The 17,459-nt window shown below is 24.3% G+C and carries 20 protein-coding genes and 1 tRNA gene; 9 read left to right on the forward strand and 12 right to left on the reverse strand.

The genetic code is table 11. The annotated features are described in order from the left end of the window. Nucleotide 1 precedes the first annotated feature (1 nt). The gene (locus H0H59_RS03090; protein ID WP_317167923.1) at nt 2-211 is read left to right on the forward strand and encodes a dihydrofolate reductase; all 210 of its coding nucleotides are present in this window, start codon (nt 2-4) and stop codon (nt 209-211) included. Here H0H59_RS03090 and H0H59_RS00955 read toward each other — a convergent pair whose 3' ends face one another. Continuing rightward, nucleotides 212-844, reverse strand: a complete 633-nt coding sequence (locus H0H59_RS00955; protein ID WP_185862298.1) for a bifunctional nuclease family protein — start codon at nt 842-844, stop codon at nt 212-214. Nucleotides 845-1,016: 172 nt separating this feature from the next. On the opposite strand from H0H59_RS00955, the gene H0H59_RS00960 reads away from it, so the two are divergent. Further along, nucleotides 1,017-1,703, forward strand: a complete 687-nt coding sequence (locus tag H0H59_RS00960; RefSeq protein ID WP_185862299.1) for a hypothetical protein — start codon at nt 1,017-1,019, stop codon at nt 1,701-1,703. An 84-nt stretch (nt 1,704-1,787) separates the two neighbouring features. Beyond that, entirely contained in the window at nt 1,788-2,768 is a 981-nt protein-coding gene (locus H0H59_RS00965) for a pyruvate dehydrogenase complex E1 component subunit beta (RefSeq protein WP_185862300.1), read from the forward strand. On the opposite strand, the gene metF is transcribed toward H0H59_RS00965, so the two are convergent. Beyond that, nucleotides 2,765-3,727, reverse strand: coding sequence for a methylenetetrahydrofolate reductase [NAD(P)H] (gene metF / locus H0H59_RS00970; protein ID WP_185862301.1), 963 nt, complete (start codon nt 3,725-3,727; stop codon nt 2,765-2,767). The genes H0H59_RS00965 and metF overlap by 4 nt on opposite strands. Nucleotides 3,728-3,741: 14 nt before the next feature. Continuing rightward, a complete protein-coding gene (gene serS / locus H0H59_RS00975; protein ID WP_185862302.1) occupies nt 3,742-5,013 on the reverse strand; it encodes a serine--tRNA ligase in 1,272 nt (423 codons plus the stop codon). Between the two features lie 82 nt (nt 5,014-5,095). Here serS and rsmA point away from each other — a divergent pair, with 82 nt between their 5' ends. From rsmA to H0H59_RS00990, 3 genes are read left to right on the forward strand one after another with little or no spacing between them, the layout of a single operon-like run. Further along, nucleotides 5,096-5,875, forward strand: coding sequence for a 16S rRNA (adenine(1518)-N(6)/adenine(1519)-N(6))-dimethyltransferase RsmA (rsmA, locus tag H0H59_RS00980; protein WP_394798651.1), 780 nt, complete (start codon nt 5,096-5,098; stop codon nt 5,873-5,875). Continuing rightward, the gene (locus tag H0H59_RS00985; RefSeq protein WP_185862304.1) at nt 5,872-6,747 is read left to right on the forward strand and encodes a bifunctional 5,10-methylenetetrahydrofolate dehydrogenase/5,10-methenyltetrahydrofolate cyclohydrolase; all 876 of its coding nucleotides are present in this window, start codon (nt 5,872-5,874) and stop codon (nt 6,745-6,747) included. Before rsmA ends, H0H59_RS00985 begins: the two co-directional genes overlap by 4 nt. Continuing rightward, the gene (locus H0H59_RS00990) at nt 6,744-7,349 is read left to right on the forward strand and encodes a 7-carboxy-7-deazaguanine synthase QueE (protein WP_185862305.1); all 606 of its coding nucleotides are present in this window, start codon (nt 6,744-6,746) and stop codon (nt 7,347-7,349) included. Before H0H59_RS00985 ends, H0H59_RS00990 begins: the two co-directional genes overlap by 4 nt. Here H0H59_RS00990 and hisIE read toward each other — a convergent pair. From hisIE to hisG, 8 genes are read right to left on the reverse strand one after another with little or no spacing between them, the layout of a single operon-like run. Then, nucleotides 7,335-7,934: a bifunctional phosphoribosyl-AMP cyclohydrolase/phosphoribosyl-ATP diphosphatase HisIE gene (gene hisIE / locus H0H59_RS00995; protein ID WP_185862306.1), complete on the reverse strand. Its 600-nt coding sequence runs from the start codon at nt 7,932-7,934 to the stop codon at nt 7,335-7,337. The two genes, H0H59_RS00990 and hisIE, sit on opposite strands and share 15 nt — an antisense overlap. Before the next feature lie 35 nt (nt 7,935-7,969). Continuing rightward, nucleotides 7,970-8,725, reverse strand: a complete 756-nt coding sequence (gene hisF, locus H0H59_RS01000; protein ID WP_185862307.1) for an imidazole glycerol phosphate synthase subunit HisF — start codon at nt 8,723-8,725, stop codon at nt 7,970-7,972. Between the two features lie 2 nt (nt 8,726-8,727). Continuing rightward, nucleotides 8,728-9,459 carry a 1-(5-phosphoribosyl)-5-[(5-phosphoribosylamino)methylideneamino]imidazole-4-carboxamide isomerase gene (gene hisA, locus H0H59_RS01005; protein ID WP_185862413.1) on the reverse strand — a complete coding sequence of 244 codons (732 nt, stop codon included), beginning with the start codon at nt 9,457-9,459 and terminating at the stop codon, nt 8,728-8,730. A 9-nt stretch (nt 9,460-9,468) separates the two neighbouring features. Beyond that, nucleotides 9,469-10,059 carry an imidazole glycerol phosphate synthase subunit HisH gene (gene hisH / locus H0H59_RS01010; RefSeq protein ID WP_185862308.1) on the reverse strand — a complete coding sequence of 197 codons (591 nt, stop codon included), beginning with the start codon at nt 10,057-10,059 and terminating at the stop codon, nt 9,469-9,471. 15 nt (nt 10,060-10,074) lie between these two features. Beyond that, complete coding sequence (hisB, locus tag H0H59_RS01015) at nt 10,075-11,232, reverse strand: bifunctional histidinol-phosphatase/imidazoleglycerol-phosphate dehydratase HisB (protein WP_185862309.1); 1,158 nt, start codon at nt 11,230-11,232, stop codon at nt 10,075-10,077. Beyond that, the gene (hisC, locus tag H0H59_RS01020) at nt 11,232-12,350 is read right to left on the reverse strand and encodes a histidinol-phosphate transaminase (RefSeq protein WP_185862310.1); all 1,119 of its coding nucleotides are present in this window, start codon (nt 12,348-12,350) and stop codon (nt 11,232-11,234) included. Before hisC ends, hisB begins: the two co-directional genes overlap by 1 nt. A gap of 25 nt (nt 12,351-12,375) precedes the next feature. Continuing rightward, nucleotides 12,376-13,668 carry a histidinol dehydrogenase gene (hisD, locus tag H0H59_RS01025; protein WP_185862311.1) on the reverse strand — a complete coding sequence of 431 codons (1,293 nt, stop codon included), beginning with the start codon at nt 13,666-13,668 and terminating at the stop codon, nt 12,376-12,378. 7 nt (nt 13,669-13,675) lie between these two features. Continuing rightward, the gene (gene hisG / locus H0H59_RS01030; protein ID WP_185862312.1) at nt 13,676-14,533 is read right to left on the reverse strand and encodes an ATP phosphoribosyltransferase; all 858 of its coding nucleotides are present in this window, start codon (nt 14,531-14,533) and stop codon (nt 13,676-13,678) included. Between the two features lie 110 nt (nt 14,534-14,643). On the opposite strand from hisG, the gene H0H59_RS01035 reads away from it, so the two are divergent. Beyond that, a complete protein-coding gene (locus H0H59_RS01035) occupies nt 14,644-15,408 on the forward strand; it encodes an exodeoxyribonuclease III (RefSeq protein WP_185862313.1) in 765 nt (254 codons plus the stop codon). A 23-nt stretch (nt 15,409-15,431) separates the two neighbouring features. Here the strand turns inward: H0H59_RS01035 and H0H59_RS01040 are convergent. Continuing rightward, nucleotides 15,432-15,504, reverse strand: a tRNA-Lys gene (locus tag H0H59_RS01040). 45 nt (nt 15,505-15,549) lie between these two features. Here H0H59_RS01040 and H0H59_RS01045 point away from each other — a divergent pair. Together H0H59_RS01045 and tilS are read left to right on the forward strand one after the other, a co-directional pair. Then, entirely contained in the window at nt 15,550-16,071 is a 522-nt protein-coding gene (locus H0H59_RS01045; RefSeq protein ID WP_185862314.1) for a shikimate kinase, read from the forward strand. Further along, nucleotides 16,052-17,386 (forward strand): tRNA lysidine(34) synthetase TilS, encoded by a 1,335-nt coding sequence (gene tilS, locus H0H59_RS01050; protein WP_185862315.1) that lies wholly within the window; start codon nt 16,052-16,054, stop codon nt 17,384-17,386. The genes H0H59_RS01045 and tilS overlap by 20 nt, the downstream gene beginning before the upstream one ends. Nucleotides 17,387-17,459: the final 73 nt, after the last annotated feature.

Genomic DNA, 17,459 nt, shown 5'->3' on the forward strand with positions numbered 1-17,459 from the left:
TATTATAGGAGGAGAAAAAATATATGCATCTACAATTGGACAAGCAGACGTTATAGAACTAACAATAGTTCATAAAAAATTTTATGGAGATGCTAAATTCCCAAAAATAGATATAAAAAAGTGGAATAAAATACATGAATTTTTTTACAAAAAAGATAAATATCATCTATATGATTACAGTTTTATCCGATTCGAAAAAAAAAATAAATAATTATTCTCTTCTATCCAATTCCTTTTTTATTCTTGCTGCTAGTTCATAACATTCATTGATTACGGCGTGATTTAATAAAGCATTTAAATCTTTTTCTGTCATTTTTTCTAAATCTTGTTGACTTTTTTCTTTAAAAAAAATAAGTCCATTATTTTCTATTCTTGTTTCATAAGTTTCATTTTCTTTAGGAACCCCATTTTCAAAATAAATACCAGCTTTATCGAAAATTTCTCTTGTTGTATAAATAGGAGCTTGGAATCGAACAGCCAAAGCTACAGCATCTGATGTTTTAGAATCTATTTTATGTTCTTTTTTTTCTATTTTTTCTCCTTCTACATGGGCTCCTTCAAATAAAATATAAGAAAAAAATATTCCATTTACTAATTTATATATAACAACAGCTTTGAGTGTAATATCAAAGACTTTAGCAAAAGTAATAAATAAATCATGTGTAAAAAATTTAGATGGATCTCTTTTTCCTAAAGCAGAAGCAATAGATTGAGCCTGCAAACTTTCTATAATAATAGGAAGTTTAATTCTTCCAGATTCTTCTTCAAGTAATAAAACATATATTCCAGCTTGTATTTGACTTAATGAAATTCCACGTATAGCTAATCTAATGAATTCATCCATATAACCCATATATAATAAATAATTGTAAATATAAATATCCTACAATTTGAAAGGATATTCTTATTTTTTAATTTTTTTTTACCTACATCCTTTCATAATAATATATAAAATTCTTATTATATGTAATAATTTTTTTTTATATATTTAAATAATAATATTTAAAATTTTTATTATGAATACTTCTATGAGATTTTTAATTCCAACAATTTTTCTTTCGTTAGGATTTATTGTCTCTTGTAATGATGAGATAGCTTCTGTTGGGGAAGAAGAACCTAGCGTTAATAAAAATACCCCTACTACAGTAGAAACTCCTTCTGTTTCTGATCCCCCTACTTCTACTAGTACACCTACTATAACTTCTTCTTCTACTCCAAAAACTACAGAGACTCCAGTAGATATTCCTACTACTTCTACTAGTACACCTACTACAACTTCTTCTAATTCTGGTGATAGTGATCAGAATGATGATACTGATATGGATATAAATCCAGTAGATTTATCAAAAGAAATTGAAGAAATAGGAGAAAAAATAGAAAAATTAGAAAAAGAAAGTTCAAAACATTATAAAGAGTATTACCAAATGGTAGATGTCCAAAAAGAAATATTAAGTGAGATTAAAAGAAGAAAAATGATAATGAGATCTAAACCTTTAGGTTCAAATGAGCAAATACAAGCTCAAAAAGATTTCGAAGATCAAAAAAAATATGGAAAAGAAAGATTAGAGGTTCTTAAAGAAAAAAATATACTTTTAAATAAATTTTCTAAATCAATACTAGAAGCAAAAGATGAAAAAAAGGCTCTACAAAAAAAACAAGAAAATTTTCTAAAAAGACAAAAAGAAAAAGCGGAAAAAAATTAATAGATTAAATATTCGTAACGGAAAAGAAAGAATGTTCTTTTTTTTCCGTTGTTTTTTTTTAAAAAAAAACTTATACATACCCTTATGAAAGAAAAAACTTTTCGTGAAGTAATAGCAGAAGCTATGAGTGAAGAAATGAGAAAAGATGATACGGTTTATCTTATGGGAGAAGAAGTTGCACAATACAATGGAGCTTATAAAGCCTCTAAAGGAATGTTGGAAGAATTTGGACCAAAAAGAGTTATTGATACCCCTATATCTGAATTAGGATTTTCGGGAATAGGTGTAGGTTCTGCCATGAATGGATGTAGGCCTATTATAGAATTTATGACTTTTAATTTTTCCTTAGTTGCTATGGATCAAATTGTGAATAATGCTTCTAAAATACGTTATATGAGTGGAGGTCAATGGAATATCCCCATCGTTTTTAGAGGACCAACTGGATCTGCTGGACAATTAGGAGCGACTCACTCTCAATCTTTTGAAAGTTGGTATGCTAGTTGTCCTGGATTAAAAGTTGTTATTCCATGTAATCCTTATGATGCTAAAGGACTTTTAAAATCTGCAATAAGGGATAACAATCCGGTTATTTTTATGGAATCTGAACAAATGTATGGAGACAAAATGATGATACCAGAAGAAGAGTATATTCTTCCTATTGGAAAAGCAGATATAAAAAAAAAAGGAACTGATATTAGTTTAGTTTCTTTCGGAAAAATAATGAAAATGGCTCTAAATATAGCAAAAAAATTAGATAAAGAAAATATAAGTATAGAAGTAATAGATATACAAACTTTACGTCCATTAGATTATGAATCTATACTTACTTCTGTAAAAAAAACGAATCGATTAGTAATTTTAGAAGAATCATGGCCTTTTTCTTCTATAGCTTCTGAAATTTCATATATTATACAAAAAAAAGCATTTGATTATCTTGATGCACCTATTAACAGAATAACTTTATTGGATACTCCCGCTCCTTATGCTTCTAATTTAATAAAAAATTGGTTTCCAAATGAAGAAAAAATAATAAATGCGATAAAAAAAACTCTTTATTTAATTTAATAAATAGCTTTAATTACTTTATAAATATTTTCTGGTCTGTCCATGGTATAATAATGTATTACTTTTACCCCAGAATTTTTTAATTCTTTAGATTGATGAATAGCCCATTCAATTCCAATTTGAGAAACCATTTTTTTATTTTTTTCTTTTTCAATTTCTTTCACTAATTCATTAGGAATATTTAAATAAAAACGAGAGGGTAAACTATTCAACTGTTTTTTAGAAGAAATAGGTTTAATTCCAGGAATTATGGGAATAGAAATTCCTTCTGATCTACATTTTTTTACAAAATTAAAAAATTTTTTATTATCAAAAAACATTTGAGTAACAATATAATTAGCCCCAGCTTCTACTTTTTTTTTCAAAAAAAATAAATCTTTTTCAATATTTGGAGCTTCAAAGTGTTTTTCTGGATATCCTGCTACTCCTATGCAAAAATTAAATAATGGATATTTTTTTCGTTCAACAAAAGTTTTATCAAGATATTTTCCTCTATTTAAATCTTGAATTTGTTCTACTAATTCAAGTGCATATTTGTGTTCATCTTTTGGTGAAAGAAAATTATTTTCATATTTTATAGTATCGCCTCTAAGAACTAAAACATTATCTATACCTAAAAAATTTAAATCTATTAATGCATTTTCCGTCATTTGTTTATTAAATCCTCCACAAATCAAATGTGGAACCGCATCTATTCCATATTTATTCATAATAGCAGCACAAATCCCTACAGTTCCTGGACGTCTTGAAATTTTTTTTCTCTGCAAAAGTCCATTATCTTTTTTTATATAAAAAAATTCTTCTCTATGATAAGTAACATCAATAAAAGGAGGATTAAATTCCATTAAAGGATCTAAAGTAGAAAAAATATCTTTAATATCATGTCCTCTTAAAGGAGGTAAAATTTCAAAAGAAAATAAACTTTTTTTTGCTTTAGTTATATGATCAATCACTTTCATAACATAAAAAATTTTTATTTTATATGATCAAATTCAGTATAAGGAACCAAAACTTTAGGAATATTAATTTTATTTTCAGTTTGATTATTTTCTAATAAAGTGGCCATAATTCTTGGTAAGGCTAAAGAACTACCATTTAGGGTATGACATAATTTTATATGTCCTTTAATAGTTTTGTATTTAAGATGCAATCGATTAGATTGAAAATTGGTACAATTGGATATTGAACTTACTTCTAACCATTTTTTTTGTGCTATAGAATAAACTTCAAAATCATAAGTAATAGAAGAAGAAAAACCAATATCTGGACCATTTAAACGAATAAGACGAAAAGGTAAATTTAAAGATTTTAAAATATTTTTAACATGTAAAATCATTTCTTCTAAATAATAAGAAGAACTATCTTGTGTAGTAATTTGAATTATTTCTACTTTTTCAAATTGATGCAATCTATTCAATCCTTTAACTTTTTTTCCATATGAGCCTGCTTCTCTTCTAAAACAAGAAGTATAAGTAGTTGCTTTAATAGGAAGATCAGCAGATGTGAGTATTTTATCTTTATAACAATTCATAATAGGAATTTCTCCAGTAGGAATTAAATAAAAATTATCTTTTTCTATAAAATACATTTGATTTTCTTTATCCGGAATTTGTCCAGTAGCATATCCAGATTGTTCATTTATAAGATAAGGTAAACTATATTCTTTATATGAAGCTCGTATATTTTGATCTAGAAAATATTGAATTAAACTTCTTTGCAATTTAGCTCCTTTACCCATATAAACTGAAAAACCAGATCCACATATTTTTGTTCCTAAATTTAAATTAAATAGGCAAAATTTTTTAGCTAATTCCCAATGTGGAAGAGGATTTTGTATTGTACAATAAATTTTACCTTCTTGAAAAATAATATCGTTTTTCTCAAATTTTTTTTTTACTTTTTCATCAGGAATATTAGGTATTTGATTTAATTTTTTTTCTAAATTTTGAACAATTTTTTTTAATTTAATATTAAAATTTTTTTTATCTTTTTTTAAAAGAGCAGACTTTTCTTTAAAAAAATTTATTTTAGATTGAAAACTAATATCTGATTTTAAAAATTCCCCTATTTTTCTAGACAAATAATTTTCTTTTTCTAATATTTTATTCAGAAAATTTTGAGTTATTTTTTTTTTTTCGTATAAAATTAATATTTCATCTATTAGATGAATTTTACGAAAATTACGTTTTTTTAATCCTAAAAAAACTTTTTCTATATTTTTTCGTATAAAAGAGATTTGAAGCATAAAAAAACTAAAATACTGTTTACCATATTACTTTATATAACACATATAACAAGATACAAATAATATTTTCTATATTTGCACAATGCAAATGCATAAATATATTTTTAAAAAAAAATTTGATCAATATTTTTTAAAAGATAAAAATTTAGCAAAAAAAATTGTAAAAAATCTTTCTTTTCAAAATTATAATACAGTAGTAGAAATAGGGCCAGGATTAGGAATCCTAACTCAATATTTATTAAATAATCCATCTCATAAAGTTTTTTTAATAGAAATTGATAAAGAATTGATTTCCTTTTTAAGGAAAAATTTTTCTATTTCTAAAAATAAAATTATTCATAGAGATTTTTTAAAATGGAATCCTGAGGAAATAAATTTACATAATTTTGCAATTATTGGAAATTTTCCTTATAGCATTTCTTCTCAAATATTATTTCATATATTAGAATATCATCAATATATTCCAGAATGCGTTGGAATGTTTCAAAAAGAAGTTGCAAGACGTATTACATCTAATAAAGGTAAAAAAACTTATGGAATTTTATCAGTTTTAATACAAACATTTTATGATGTAAAATATCTTTTTACTGTAAAAGAAAAAGTATTTTTTCCTATACCAAATGTAAAATCTGCAGTTATTACTTTAAAAAAGAAAAATGAAATCATTTACTGTAATAAAAATTTGTTATTTCAATGTGTAAAAACGGCTTTTAATCAAAGAAGAAAAAAATTAAAAAATTCTCTACAATTATTCAAATATATTCCAAACTTTTATAAAATACCATTTTTAAATAAAAGAGCAGAAGAATTGTCTGTAAAAGAATTCCTTGAATTAACAAAAGAAATAGAAATTAGAAAATGACTACTAAATTATTAAATGGGAATCAATTAGCGAAAGAAATAAGAAAAGAAATTTCCATAAAAATAGAAAAAAATATACTAAATAAAAAAAAACGCATTCCTCATCTTGGAATTATATTAACAGGAACTAATCATTCTAGTATTACATATGTAAAAAACAAAATTAAAGAGTGTAAAAATATTGGAATGCAATCTTCTTTAGTTCATTTGCCTGTAGGTAGTTTAGAAAAAAAATTATTAGAAGAAATAAACAAAATGAATAAAAATCCATTAATAGATGGTTTTATTGTGCAATTTCCTCTTGAAAAACACATTAATCAGGATAAAATTATTTTATCCATTAATCCAAAAAAAGATGTAGATGGATTTCATCCTGAAAATTTTGGTAAAATGGCTTTGGATATAAAAGCTTTTTTTCCTGCTACTGCATTAGCCATATTAACTATGTTGGAAAGAAATAAAATTAAAATATATGGGAAACATACTGTAGTAATAGGAAGAAGTAGAATCGTTGGAAGACCTATCAGTATTCTCATGAGTAAAAAAAGTGATATAGGAAATAGTACGGTTACATTGACACATAGTAATACTCCAAATATAGAATATTATACAAAATTAGCTGATATTATTATAGTGGCAGTAGGAATCCCAGGATTTCTTAAAGGGAAAATGATTAAAAAAGGTTCTATTATTATAGATGTAGGAATAAATAGCATAAATAATGAAAAAAAAATACAAGGAGATGTTGATTTTCAAAGTGTTTATGGAAAAGCTTCTTATCTAACTCCTGTACCAGGAGGAATTGGTCCTATGACTCGTGTTATGTTATTAAAGAATACCTTAATAGCTGCATTAAATAGAATAGAGAAATGAACAGTTTTCCTATAAAAGAATTTTTTTATTCTATTCAAGGAGAAGGACATTATTATGGAATGGCTGCATATTTTATTCGTTTTGAAGGATGTAATATACAATGTAATTGGTGTGATACTAAAGAAAGCTGGAATATAAAAAAAAAAGATTTTATACCAATTCATAAAATTATTACTAACATTAGTAATTATAAAGTAAAAAATATTATTATTACTGGAGGGGAACCCATGATGTGGAATTTATATCCTTTAACTAAAATTCTTAAAAAAAAAAAATATCGCATTCATCTTGAAACTTCAGGATATTATCCTATTAAAGAAAAATATATGGATTGGATTACGATTTCTCCTAAAAAAAGTAAACTTCCTTTAATTGAAAATTATAAAAAAATAAATGAATTAAAAATTATTATATCTAATGAAAAAGATTTTATTTTTGCTGAGGAACAAGCTACTCATGTTAAAATTACTAATTGTGTATTATTTTTACAACCTGAATGGAGTAATCTTGTTAAGATTATTCCAAAAATAATTGATTATATCAAAAAAAATCCAAAATGGAGGATATCTCTTCAAATTCATAAAATGTTAAATATTCCTTAATTTTTTATGAAAATGTCTATTTTCTAAAATATTGATAACATCTTGTATTTTAAAACCTTTTTTATGCAAAAGAATGAGATAATGAAAAAGTAAATCTGCAGATTCATTTAAGAATAAATTTTTATTATCATCTTTAGATTCAATAATAAGTTCAACAGCTTCTTCTCCTAATTTTTGGGATATTTTATTAATTCCTTGTTTTGATAATTGATAAATGTAAGAATTTTTTTGTTTTTTTTTGATTCTACTATAAATGAGACTCTCTAAATAAAATAAAAAATTTTTTTTATTAATTTCTTCCCAACAAGTATCTGTTCCTTTATGACAAACAGGACCTGCAGGTTCTGCTTTTATTAATAAAGAATCTCCATCACAATCAATTAATATTTTTTGAATAAAAAGATAATTTTTGCTTATTTCTCCTTTAGTCCATAATCTTTTTTTAGATCTGCTATAAAAAGTTACTTTTTTTTCATGAATACTTTTTTTATAGGCTTCTTGATTCATATAACCTAACATTAATACTTTGTCCGTTTTTGCATCTTGAATAATACTGGGGATCAAACCTTTTTTAAAATTTATCATTATTTTTTAAAAATATTAAATATTTGTATTTTTTATCATATTCTTACAGGTATATGAAGATTATTTAAATAAAATTTTAATTTTGGAATTTCTATTTTTTTATAATGAAATATACTAGCAGCTAAAGCTGCATCAGCTTTTCCTTTTTTAAATATTTTATAAAAATCTTCCAGTTTTCCAGCTCCACCTGAAGCAATGACTGGTGTAGTAATACTTTCGGATATTTTACTGGTAATATCTAAAGCAAATCCATTTTTTGTTCCGTCATGATTCATTGAAGTTAATAATATTTCTCCTGCTCCTCTATTAGTTCCTTCTTTAGCCCAATCTAATGTTTTAGTTTTAGTAGAAATTCTCCCTCCATTTAAATATACCCACCATTCATTTTTTTCATATTTTGTATCAATTGCTAAAACAATAGATTGACTTCCAAATCTTTTAGAAAAGCTCTCTAAAAGATTTGGATTTTTAAAAGCAGCAGTGTTAATCGATATTTTATCTGCACCTGCATTTAATAATAGTTCTACATCTTTTTCTTCTTTTATTCCTCCACCTACCGTAAAAGGTATATTAATATGACTGGATATATCTCTAACTAAATTAATCAATGTCTTACGTTTTTCATTTGTGGCAGTTATATCCAAAAATATTAATTCATCTGCACCTTGTTTTGTATACCAACAAATTAATTTTATTGGATCTCCTGCATCTTTTAAATGTTTAAAATTAACTCCTTTTACGGTTCTTCCATTTTTTATATCTAAACAAGGAATAATACGTTTAGTTAACATATTTAATTATTATTATTTTTTTTCCAATTTTTAAGTTTTGAGAATGATATTTTATTTTCATATATAGCTTTTCCAATAATTACTCCACTACAACCTAATTCAAATAATTTATTAACATCTTCCATATGACGAATTCCACCACTTGCTATTAATTCAATATTTGGAAATTTTTTAATAATTTCTTTATATAAAGAAAAAGAAGGGCCAGAAAGAACACCATCTCTAGATATATCTGTACTAAAAATTTTTTTTATACCATGATTATTTTTTTCTTTTAAAAAATCAAAAAATGGAATATCAACAAATTTTTTCCAACCATTGATTGCTATTTTTCTATTTTTAACATCTACCCCTAATAGTATTTTATCTCCTCCATAAATATTAATCCATTTTTTTAAAAGAAAAGGTTTTTTAACAGCAATACTCCCAACAGTAGCTATTTTTCCTCCATTTTCAAATACGGAACGTAGATCTTCTTCAGTATGAATTCCTCCTCCAAAATCTATAATTAAATGTGTATGAGTTGCTATTTTTTCCAAAATTTTCCAATGTACAACTTTTCCTTTTTTTGCTCCATCTAAATCAACTAAATGCAATCTAGATATTCCATTATTTTCTAATAAAAAAGCAAATTCTAGTGGATCATCATTATAAATTTTTTTTCTTTTAAAATCCCCTTGTATTAATCGTACACACTTTCCATCCATCAAATCTATAGCTACTATAATATCCATCATATTTATTTATAATCGAATAAAATTTTCTAATATTTTATGTCCGACATAAGAAGATTTTTCTGGATGAAATTGTACAGCATAAAAATTATTTTTTTGTAATGCAGCACTGTAAGAAACAATATATTCTGTTTTAGCTGTAGTGTATTTTCCTAAGGAAGCATAATAACTATGAACAAAATATTGATAACTTCCATCTGGAATATTTTCAAATAAAGGTCCTTTTAGTTTATGAATGGTGTTCCATCCTATTTGAGGAATTTTATCATTTTTGTTTTTAGATTGAAATTTCTTAACTAATAAATCAAAAATTCCTATACATGTTGTGCTGCTTTCTTCTGAATACTTACAAAGTAATTGCATTCCTAAACAAATTCCTAATACAGGTTGTTTTAATTCATATAAAAGTATGTCCAATTTTTTTTCTTTTAAATATTTCATGGCACAATTTGCTTCTCCTACTCCAGGTAAAATAACTTTTTCTGCATTTTGAATAGATTCTTTTGAATTTGTTACGATGGCTTGTACCCCTATTCTTTCTAAAGAAAAAAGTACCGACTGTACATTTCCTGCAGGATATTTTATGATAATTGTTTTCATAATTGATAAAAAATTTTACAATAGTCCTTTAGAACTAGGTATTTTATTAGAATTTTTTTGTATTGCCATTTTAATGGCTTTTGCAAAACATTTAAAAATAGATTCTATTTTATGATGTTCATTTTTTCCTACAGCATGAATATGTAAATTACATTTTGCAGAAAAAGAAAAAGATTTAAAAAAATGATGGAACATTTCCGTAGGAACTTTTCCTATTTTTTCTCTAAAAAATTTTGTTTTCCAAACCAATTGATTTCTACCTCCAAGATCTAATGCTACTGTAGCTAAACTTTCATCCATAGGAAGGCAATAAAAACCATAACGTTCTATTCCTTTTTTATTTCCTAAAGTTTTATTAAAAATTTCTCCTAAAGCAATCCCAGTATCTTCTATAGTATGATGTTCATCTACATAAAGATCTCCTTTTGTTTGAATGTTTAAATCCATAGAACTATGAAAAGCTATTTGTTGCAGAAGATGATCAAAAAATCCAAGTCCTGTTTGTACATTAGCTTTTCCTTTTCCATAAAGAGAAATAGTTATTTTAACATTTGTCTCTAATGTAACACGTTGATGAATCAATAATTTTTTAGAAGAAATAGATGATAAATATTCATAAATTTTTTCCCAGTTATCAGTTTTTAAGGATATTATTTCTTTTAAATTTTTTTCATTTATAGTAGAATAATAATCTTTTTCTTCTTTAATTTGAAAACGATGATCTTTTTTTATCCATATAGATTGACATCCTAAATTTTTAGCTAATAAAACATCAGTTATCCTATCTCCAATAACAAAGGATTTTGAAATATTATAGTAATCAGATTTCAAATAATTAGTAAGCATTCCTATTCCAGGTTTTCTAGTAGAATAATTTTCTTCTGGAAAAGTTCTATCTATATGAACAGAAGAAAAATGAATTCCTTCTGTTCTTAAAATATTTAAGATATGATTATGTATAGGCCAAAATGTTTTTTCTGGATATTTATTCGTTCCTAACCCATCTTGATTTGTAACCATGACTAAATCATAATTTAATTTTTGCACTATTTTTGATAAAAAAAATATGACTTTTGGATAAAAATTTATTTTTTCAATAGAATCAATTTGATAATTTTGAGGATTTTCTAATATAATAGTCCCATCTCTATCAATAAATAATATTTTTTTCATTACATTTTTATTTTTTGAATAGAATATTTTTTAATTTGATTTATTAAATACTCATTTTCTTCGTGAGTTCCTATTGTAATTCTTAAACAATTATTACATAAAATGATTTTAGAACGATCTCTAACAAAAATTTTTTTTTCCATTAAATATTGATAAAGATTTTTAGAAGAAAAATTAATTTTTACTAATAAAAAATTAGTAGAACTAGGATATACTTTTTGTATAATAGGAATTTTTTTCAAAGTTTTTTCCATATATTTTCTTTCTGAAAGAATATTTTTTAAATGGTAAAAAAATAAATCTTTATTTTCAAGAGCTTTAATTGCTATTTCTTGAGAAAGAAAACTTATATTATATGGATGTTTTATTTTATTCATCCATTGAATAATTTCTTTTGAAGCGATTGCTATTCCTATTCTTAATCCAGCTAACCCCCAAGATTTAGAAAGAGTTTGTATAATAATTAAATTAGGATATTTATCAATTTCTATGGATAAAGATTCTTGATTAGAAAAATCTATATAAGCTTCATCTAAAACAACAATTCCTGAAAATTTTTTTGTAATATCTTCAATATCTTTTCTTTTAATATCATTTCCAGTAGGATTATTTGGAGAGCAAATAAAAATAATTTTACTATATATATTCACTATTTTTTCAATTTTACCTAAATTTAATTGATACTTATTTTCTATAAGAAGGGGGACTTTTATAACATCTACTCCATGAATTCTTCCACTTACTTCATACATTCCATATGTAGGAGGAAAAATAATAGCATGATCTATTTCTGGACGAGAAAAAATACGATAAATTAAATCAATAATTTCATCACTTCCATTTCCCAAAAATATTTTAGATGAAGAAATATTTTTTAGTTCTGATATTTTTTTCTTCAATTTTTTATGTAAAGGATCCGGATATCTATGATAAGAATTTAAAAAAGATAAAGGAGGACCAAAAGAATTTTCATTGGCATCTAAAAAAATAGAATTTTTTTCTTGATAATGTTCGGTTCTAGCGGATAGATAAGGATCCACATTAAAAATATTATCTCTTATTAATGAATTTAAATCAAAATTATAACAATTATTACTACTATTATTATTCGTATTCATGTTTTTATATTTAAAAATTCATTTTTTATGATAACCGAATATTAATGGATTCTTTATGTGCTATTAATCCTTCTTCAGAAGATAAGACATTTATACATTCCGATAAATTTTGTAATCCTTTTTTAGATATTTTTTGAAAAGTTATTTTTTTAACAAAACTATCTACAGACACTCCACTATAAGATTTAGCATAACCATATGTAGGAAGTACATGATTTGTTCCAGAAGCATAATCCCCAGCGCTAACTGGAGCATAATTTCCTAAAAAAACGGATCCTGCATTGATTACTTTTGTTCCCCAATAAGAAGAATTATGACAATTAATGATAAGATGTTCTGGAGCTATTTGGTTTATGAAATCCATACATTCATCTAAAGATGAAAAAACAACTATTTTACTTTTTCTCAAAGATTTTTTCATAATTTCTTGTTTCTCAAAAAGAGATAAAAATTGTTTTTTTAATTCTTTTTTTACTTTTTCTATCCAATATTTATTATTTATGGTTACCAAAAGAATATAGCTTTCTGGATCATGTTCGGATTGAGATAATAAATCAGACGCTACATATTCTGTATTTGCAATATCATCAGCCATAATAATTATTTCTGAAGGTCCTGCAGGCATATCTATAGAAACAATCCCTTTTTGTGATACAATTTGCTTAGCTATCGTTACATAAGAATTTCCTGGTCCAAATATTTTATATACAGAAGGAATAGTTTCTGTTCCATAAGACATAGCCGCAATCGCTTGAGCCCCTCCAACTTTATATATTTTTTCGATTCCAATATATCTAGCTGTATATAGAATAGAAGGATGAATTTCTCCATTTTTATTTGGAGGGCTACATAATATGATATTTTTGCATCCTGCTAATTTTCCAGGAATTCCTAACATTAGTACAGTAGAGAATAAAGGGGCAGATCCTCCAGGTATATAAAAACCTACTTTTTCTATTGGAACAGTTTTTCTCCAACAAAAAACTCCTGTAGAAACCTCTATTTTAGTTTCTTCTTGTATTTGTTTTTGATGAAAATATTTTATATTTGCATATGCAATTTCAATAGATTTTTTTAGTTTATTTGAAATTTGCATATTTGCTTTTTTAAAATCTTTTTCGGTTATTTCAATACGTTTTAGATCGATATGATCATATTTTCTTGTATAAGTTTTTATAGCTAAATCTCCATATAAATTAACATGTTTAATAATAGGAAGTACGATTTTCCTAAAATCTGAAGTATCTTTTGAAGATCTTAAAAAAATAGATTTCCATGTTTTGTATTTAGGATAAAGATGTACTTGAATCATATCCATATTTTTTTTATAGTATAATTTTTTCTATAGGAAGGACTAATATATCTTGTGCTCCAAGTGCCTTTAAATTTTCTATTATTCCCCAAAAATCATTTTCATTTACCACAGAATGAACGGAACTACACTCAGAATTTGCTAGAGGAAGAACAACTGGACTTTTAATTCCTGGAAGATAAGATATTATTTTTTCTAATCGTTCATTGGAAACATTTAATAGAATATATTTATTATTTTTAGCTTTTTTTACAGCTCTAATTCTAAATAATAATTTATCCATAATGATATTTTGTGGAGAACCTAAATGTAGATTTGAAGCTAAAATAGCTTCAGATTGAAGAACAGTTTCTACTTCTTTTAGTCCATTCATAAAAAGTGTAGATCCACTACTTACTAAATCACAAATACAATCTGCTAAACCAATTCCAGGAGCTATTTCCACAGCTCCAGATATTTCATGAATTTCTGCATTTATATATCTTTTTTTGAAAAATTCTTTAACTAAAAAAGGATAACTTGTAGCAATACGTTTTCCATTTAAATCTTTTATATTATTATAAATCAATGATTTTGGAACAGCAATAGAAAGCCTACATTTTCCAAATCCCAAAGTCTCTTTTATTTTTATTTTTTTTCTTTTTTCCAATAGAACATTTTTTCCTACAATTCCTATATCAGCCACTCCATCTTCTAAATATTGAGGAATGTCATCATCTCTTAAAAAAAGTATTTCTAGTGGAAAATTAAGAGCCGTAGTTTTTAATTTATCTATTCCAATATTAATTTCTATGCTGCAATCTTTCAGCAATTTTATAGAGTCATCATAAAGACGACCTGACTTTTGAATAGCTATTTTCAATTTATCCATATAGAAATAACAAAAGCTTACAAGTGTAAGCTTTTTATGTAGATTAACGCATAATGGCAAATATAAAAACTATTTTGAATATTTTATACTTTTATACTCTAAAAAATAAAATGAAAATTATTAGTTACAATATAAATGGAATTAGATCTGGTATAAATAAAGGATTATCTTATTGGATAAATATAATTAAACCAGATATTTTATGTCTACAAGAAATAAAAGCTTTTCCTGAACAAATAAATACAAAAATTTTTGATAATTTAGGTTATCATCATTATTGGGAACCTTCTAAAATAAAAAAAGGATATAGTGGAGTAGGTATTTTATGTAAAAAAAAACCTATTGATGTAGAATATGGTATTGGGGTGGATACTATTGATAACGAAGGAAGAGTATTACGTATAGATTTAAATAATTTATCGGTAATTAGTCTTTATATCCCATCAGGAAATGATATGAAAAATAGATTAGATTTTAAATTTTTTTTTATGAAAAATTTTTTTTTACACATAAAAAAAATAAAAAATAAATTGAATAATCTTATCATTTGTGGAGATTATAATATTTGTCATCATGAAATAGATATTTATGATCCTATTAAAAATCAAGAAATTTCAGGATTTTTACCAAAAGAAAGAAAGTGGATGACTAATTTTTTAGATCTAGGATTTGTAGATAGTTTTAGAAGTTATGTAAAAGAAGCACATCATTATAGTTGGTGGAGTTATCGTTATAATGCTAAAAAAAATAATAAAGGATGGAGAATTGATTATATTATGGTAAGTAGTTCTTTTAAAAGAAAAATAAAAAAAGCCTATTTATTACCTAATGTAAAATATTCGGATCATTGTCCTGTTGTTTTAGAATTGTATTAGAAATTTTTTAATAATTAATTAAATGACCTGACTGGGATTCGAACCCAGGGCCCTTACATTAAAAGTGTAATGCTCTACCAGCTGAGCTATCAGGTCTAAATCTATGTTATTGAGCAAATATACTATAATTTTTATGTTTTTATGAAAATCACTTTAGTAGGATATATGGGAAGTGGAAAAACTTCTATAGGAGAAATGTTATCTAAACAATTAAATTTAGATTTTTATGATTTAGATTCCCTTATTGTTGAAAAGGAAAAAGATTCTATTTATAATCTTTTTAAGAAAAAAGGGGAACTCTATTTTAGAAAAATGGAACATATTATGCTAAAAAAAATATTAAAAAATAAAAATAAGTATGTGTTATCCTTAGGTGGAGGGACTCCTTGTTTTTATAACAATATTGATTTAGTTAATCAATATTCAAAAACATTTTATTTAAAAATGGATAGTTTTACTTTATTGAAAAGATTATTTTTAGAAAAAAAAACAAGACCTTTAATTTCTCATTTATCTAAAAATGAATTATTTATATTTATAATAAAACATTTATCAAAAAGAATATATTTTTATGAAAAATCTCATAAAAATATATATATAGGTGAAAAATCTAAAAATGATATAGTTAAAGAAATTATTTATAATGGAAAAGGAAAAAATTGATCATGTTTTTTTAGAAAAAATTATAAAAAATTTTTCATTTGAAATAACAAAAAAAATATGTGTTGCTGTAAGTGGAGGATTGGATAGTATGGTTCTTATCAATTTATTACTTGAGATCCCCAATATTGATTTGGTAGTAGCTCATTGTAATTTTACATTAAGAAATAAAGAGTCTGATGAAGATGAAATTTTTATAAAAAATTTTTGTATTAAAAAAAATATAATATGTCATATTAAAAGATTTGATACTTTATCTTTTTCTAAGAAAAATAAGTTGTCTATACAAATGGCGGCTAGAAAACTTAGATATGATTGGTTTACAGAATTATTAAAAATATATTCATATGAATATATTGTTCTTGGACATCATTTGAATGATACTATCGAAACTTTTTTTATTAATATTTTTAGGGGAACTGGTATTAAGGGTTTGTTGGGTATTCCAAAAAAAAATAAAAAATTTATCCGTCCTCTTTATAATTTTACAAAAAAAGAAATTTTGCACTATGCTACAATAAAAAATATTAAATGGAGATTGGATAGTAGCAATAAAGAAATTAAATATTTAAGAAATAAAATTCGCTTTTTTTTATCTAAATTTTCCTATTTTTCATCATCTTTTGATAAGGGGGTTCAAAAAACGATAAATTATCTTCATGATGAAAATTTTTTAATAGAAAAAGAAATAGATAAAAAATATCGTAAAATTACAGTAGAAAAAAAAGAAAATCCATTTTTTTGGAAAATAGAATGTAAAGAAATAGAAAAATTGAACCCTTTATCTTTTTATTTATTTAAATTATTTTCTCCATATGGATTTTATGATATTAATGGGTTAAAACATCTTATAAACGCACAATCTGGAAAATTACTTCTATCAAAAAAATATCGTATTATTAAAAATAGAAATGATTGGATTGTTATATCCAATCATTTCTATTTGGTAAATAAAAATAAAATTTATATAATACAAAATATAGAAAATAGGGATTTTTTACCTATTGATATAAAATTTTTTTTGGATCCAAAGAAAGAAACAAAAAAAAAAATGTTTTTTATAGATTTTGATAAAATAAAATTTCCATTATTATTAAGAACATGGAGAAAAGGTGATTTTTTTGTTCCTTTCAATATGAAAGGAACAAAAAAATTAAGTAAATATTATAAAGAAAAAAAATTTTCTCTTTTAGAAAAAGAACAAATATGGTTATTAATTAATGGAAATGGATATATTATTTTTATTATAGGAAATCGTTTAGATGATAGATTTAAAGTTACAGAAAAAACAAAAAAAATATTAGGTATAAAAATATAATTTAGTTATTTACTATTAATATTACAATTTCAATTAATATTTTTTTAATTTTGAAAAGAATTAGTTGTTATAT

This window comes from Blattabacterium cuenoti, assembly GCF_014251715.1.
Taxonomy (GTDB): domain Bacteria; phylum Bacteroidota; class Bacteroidia; order Flavobacteriales; family Blattabacteriaceae; genus Blattabacterium; species Blattabacterium cuenoti_M.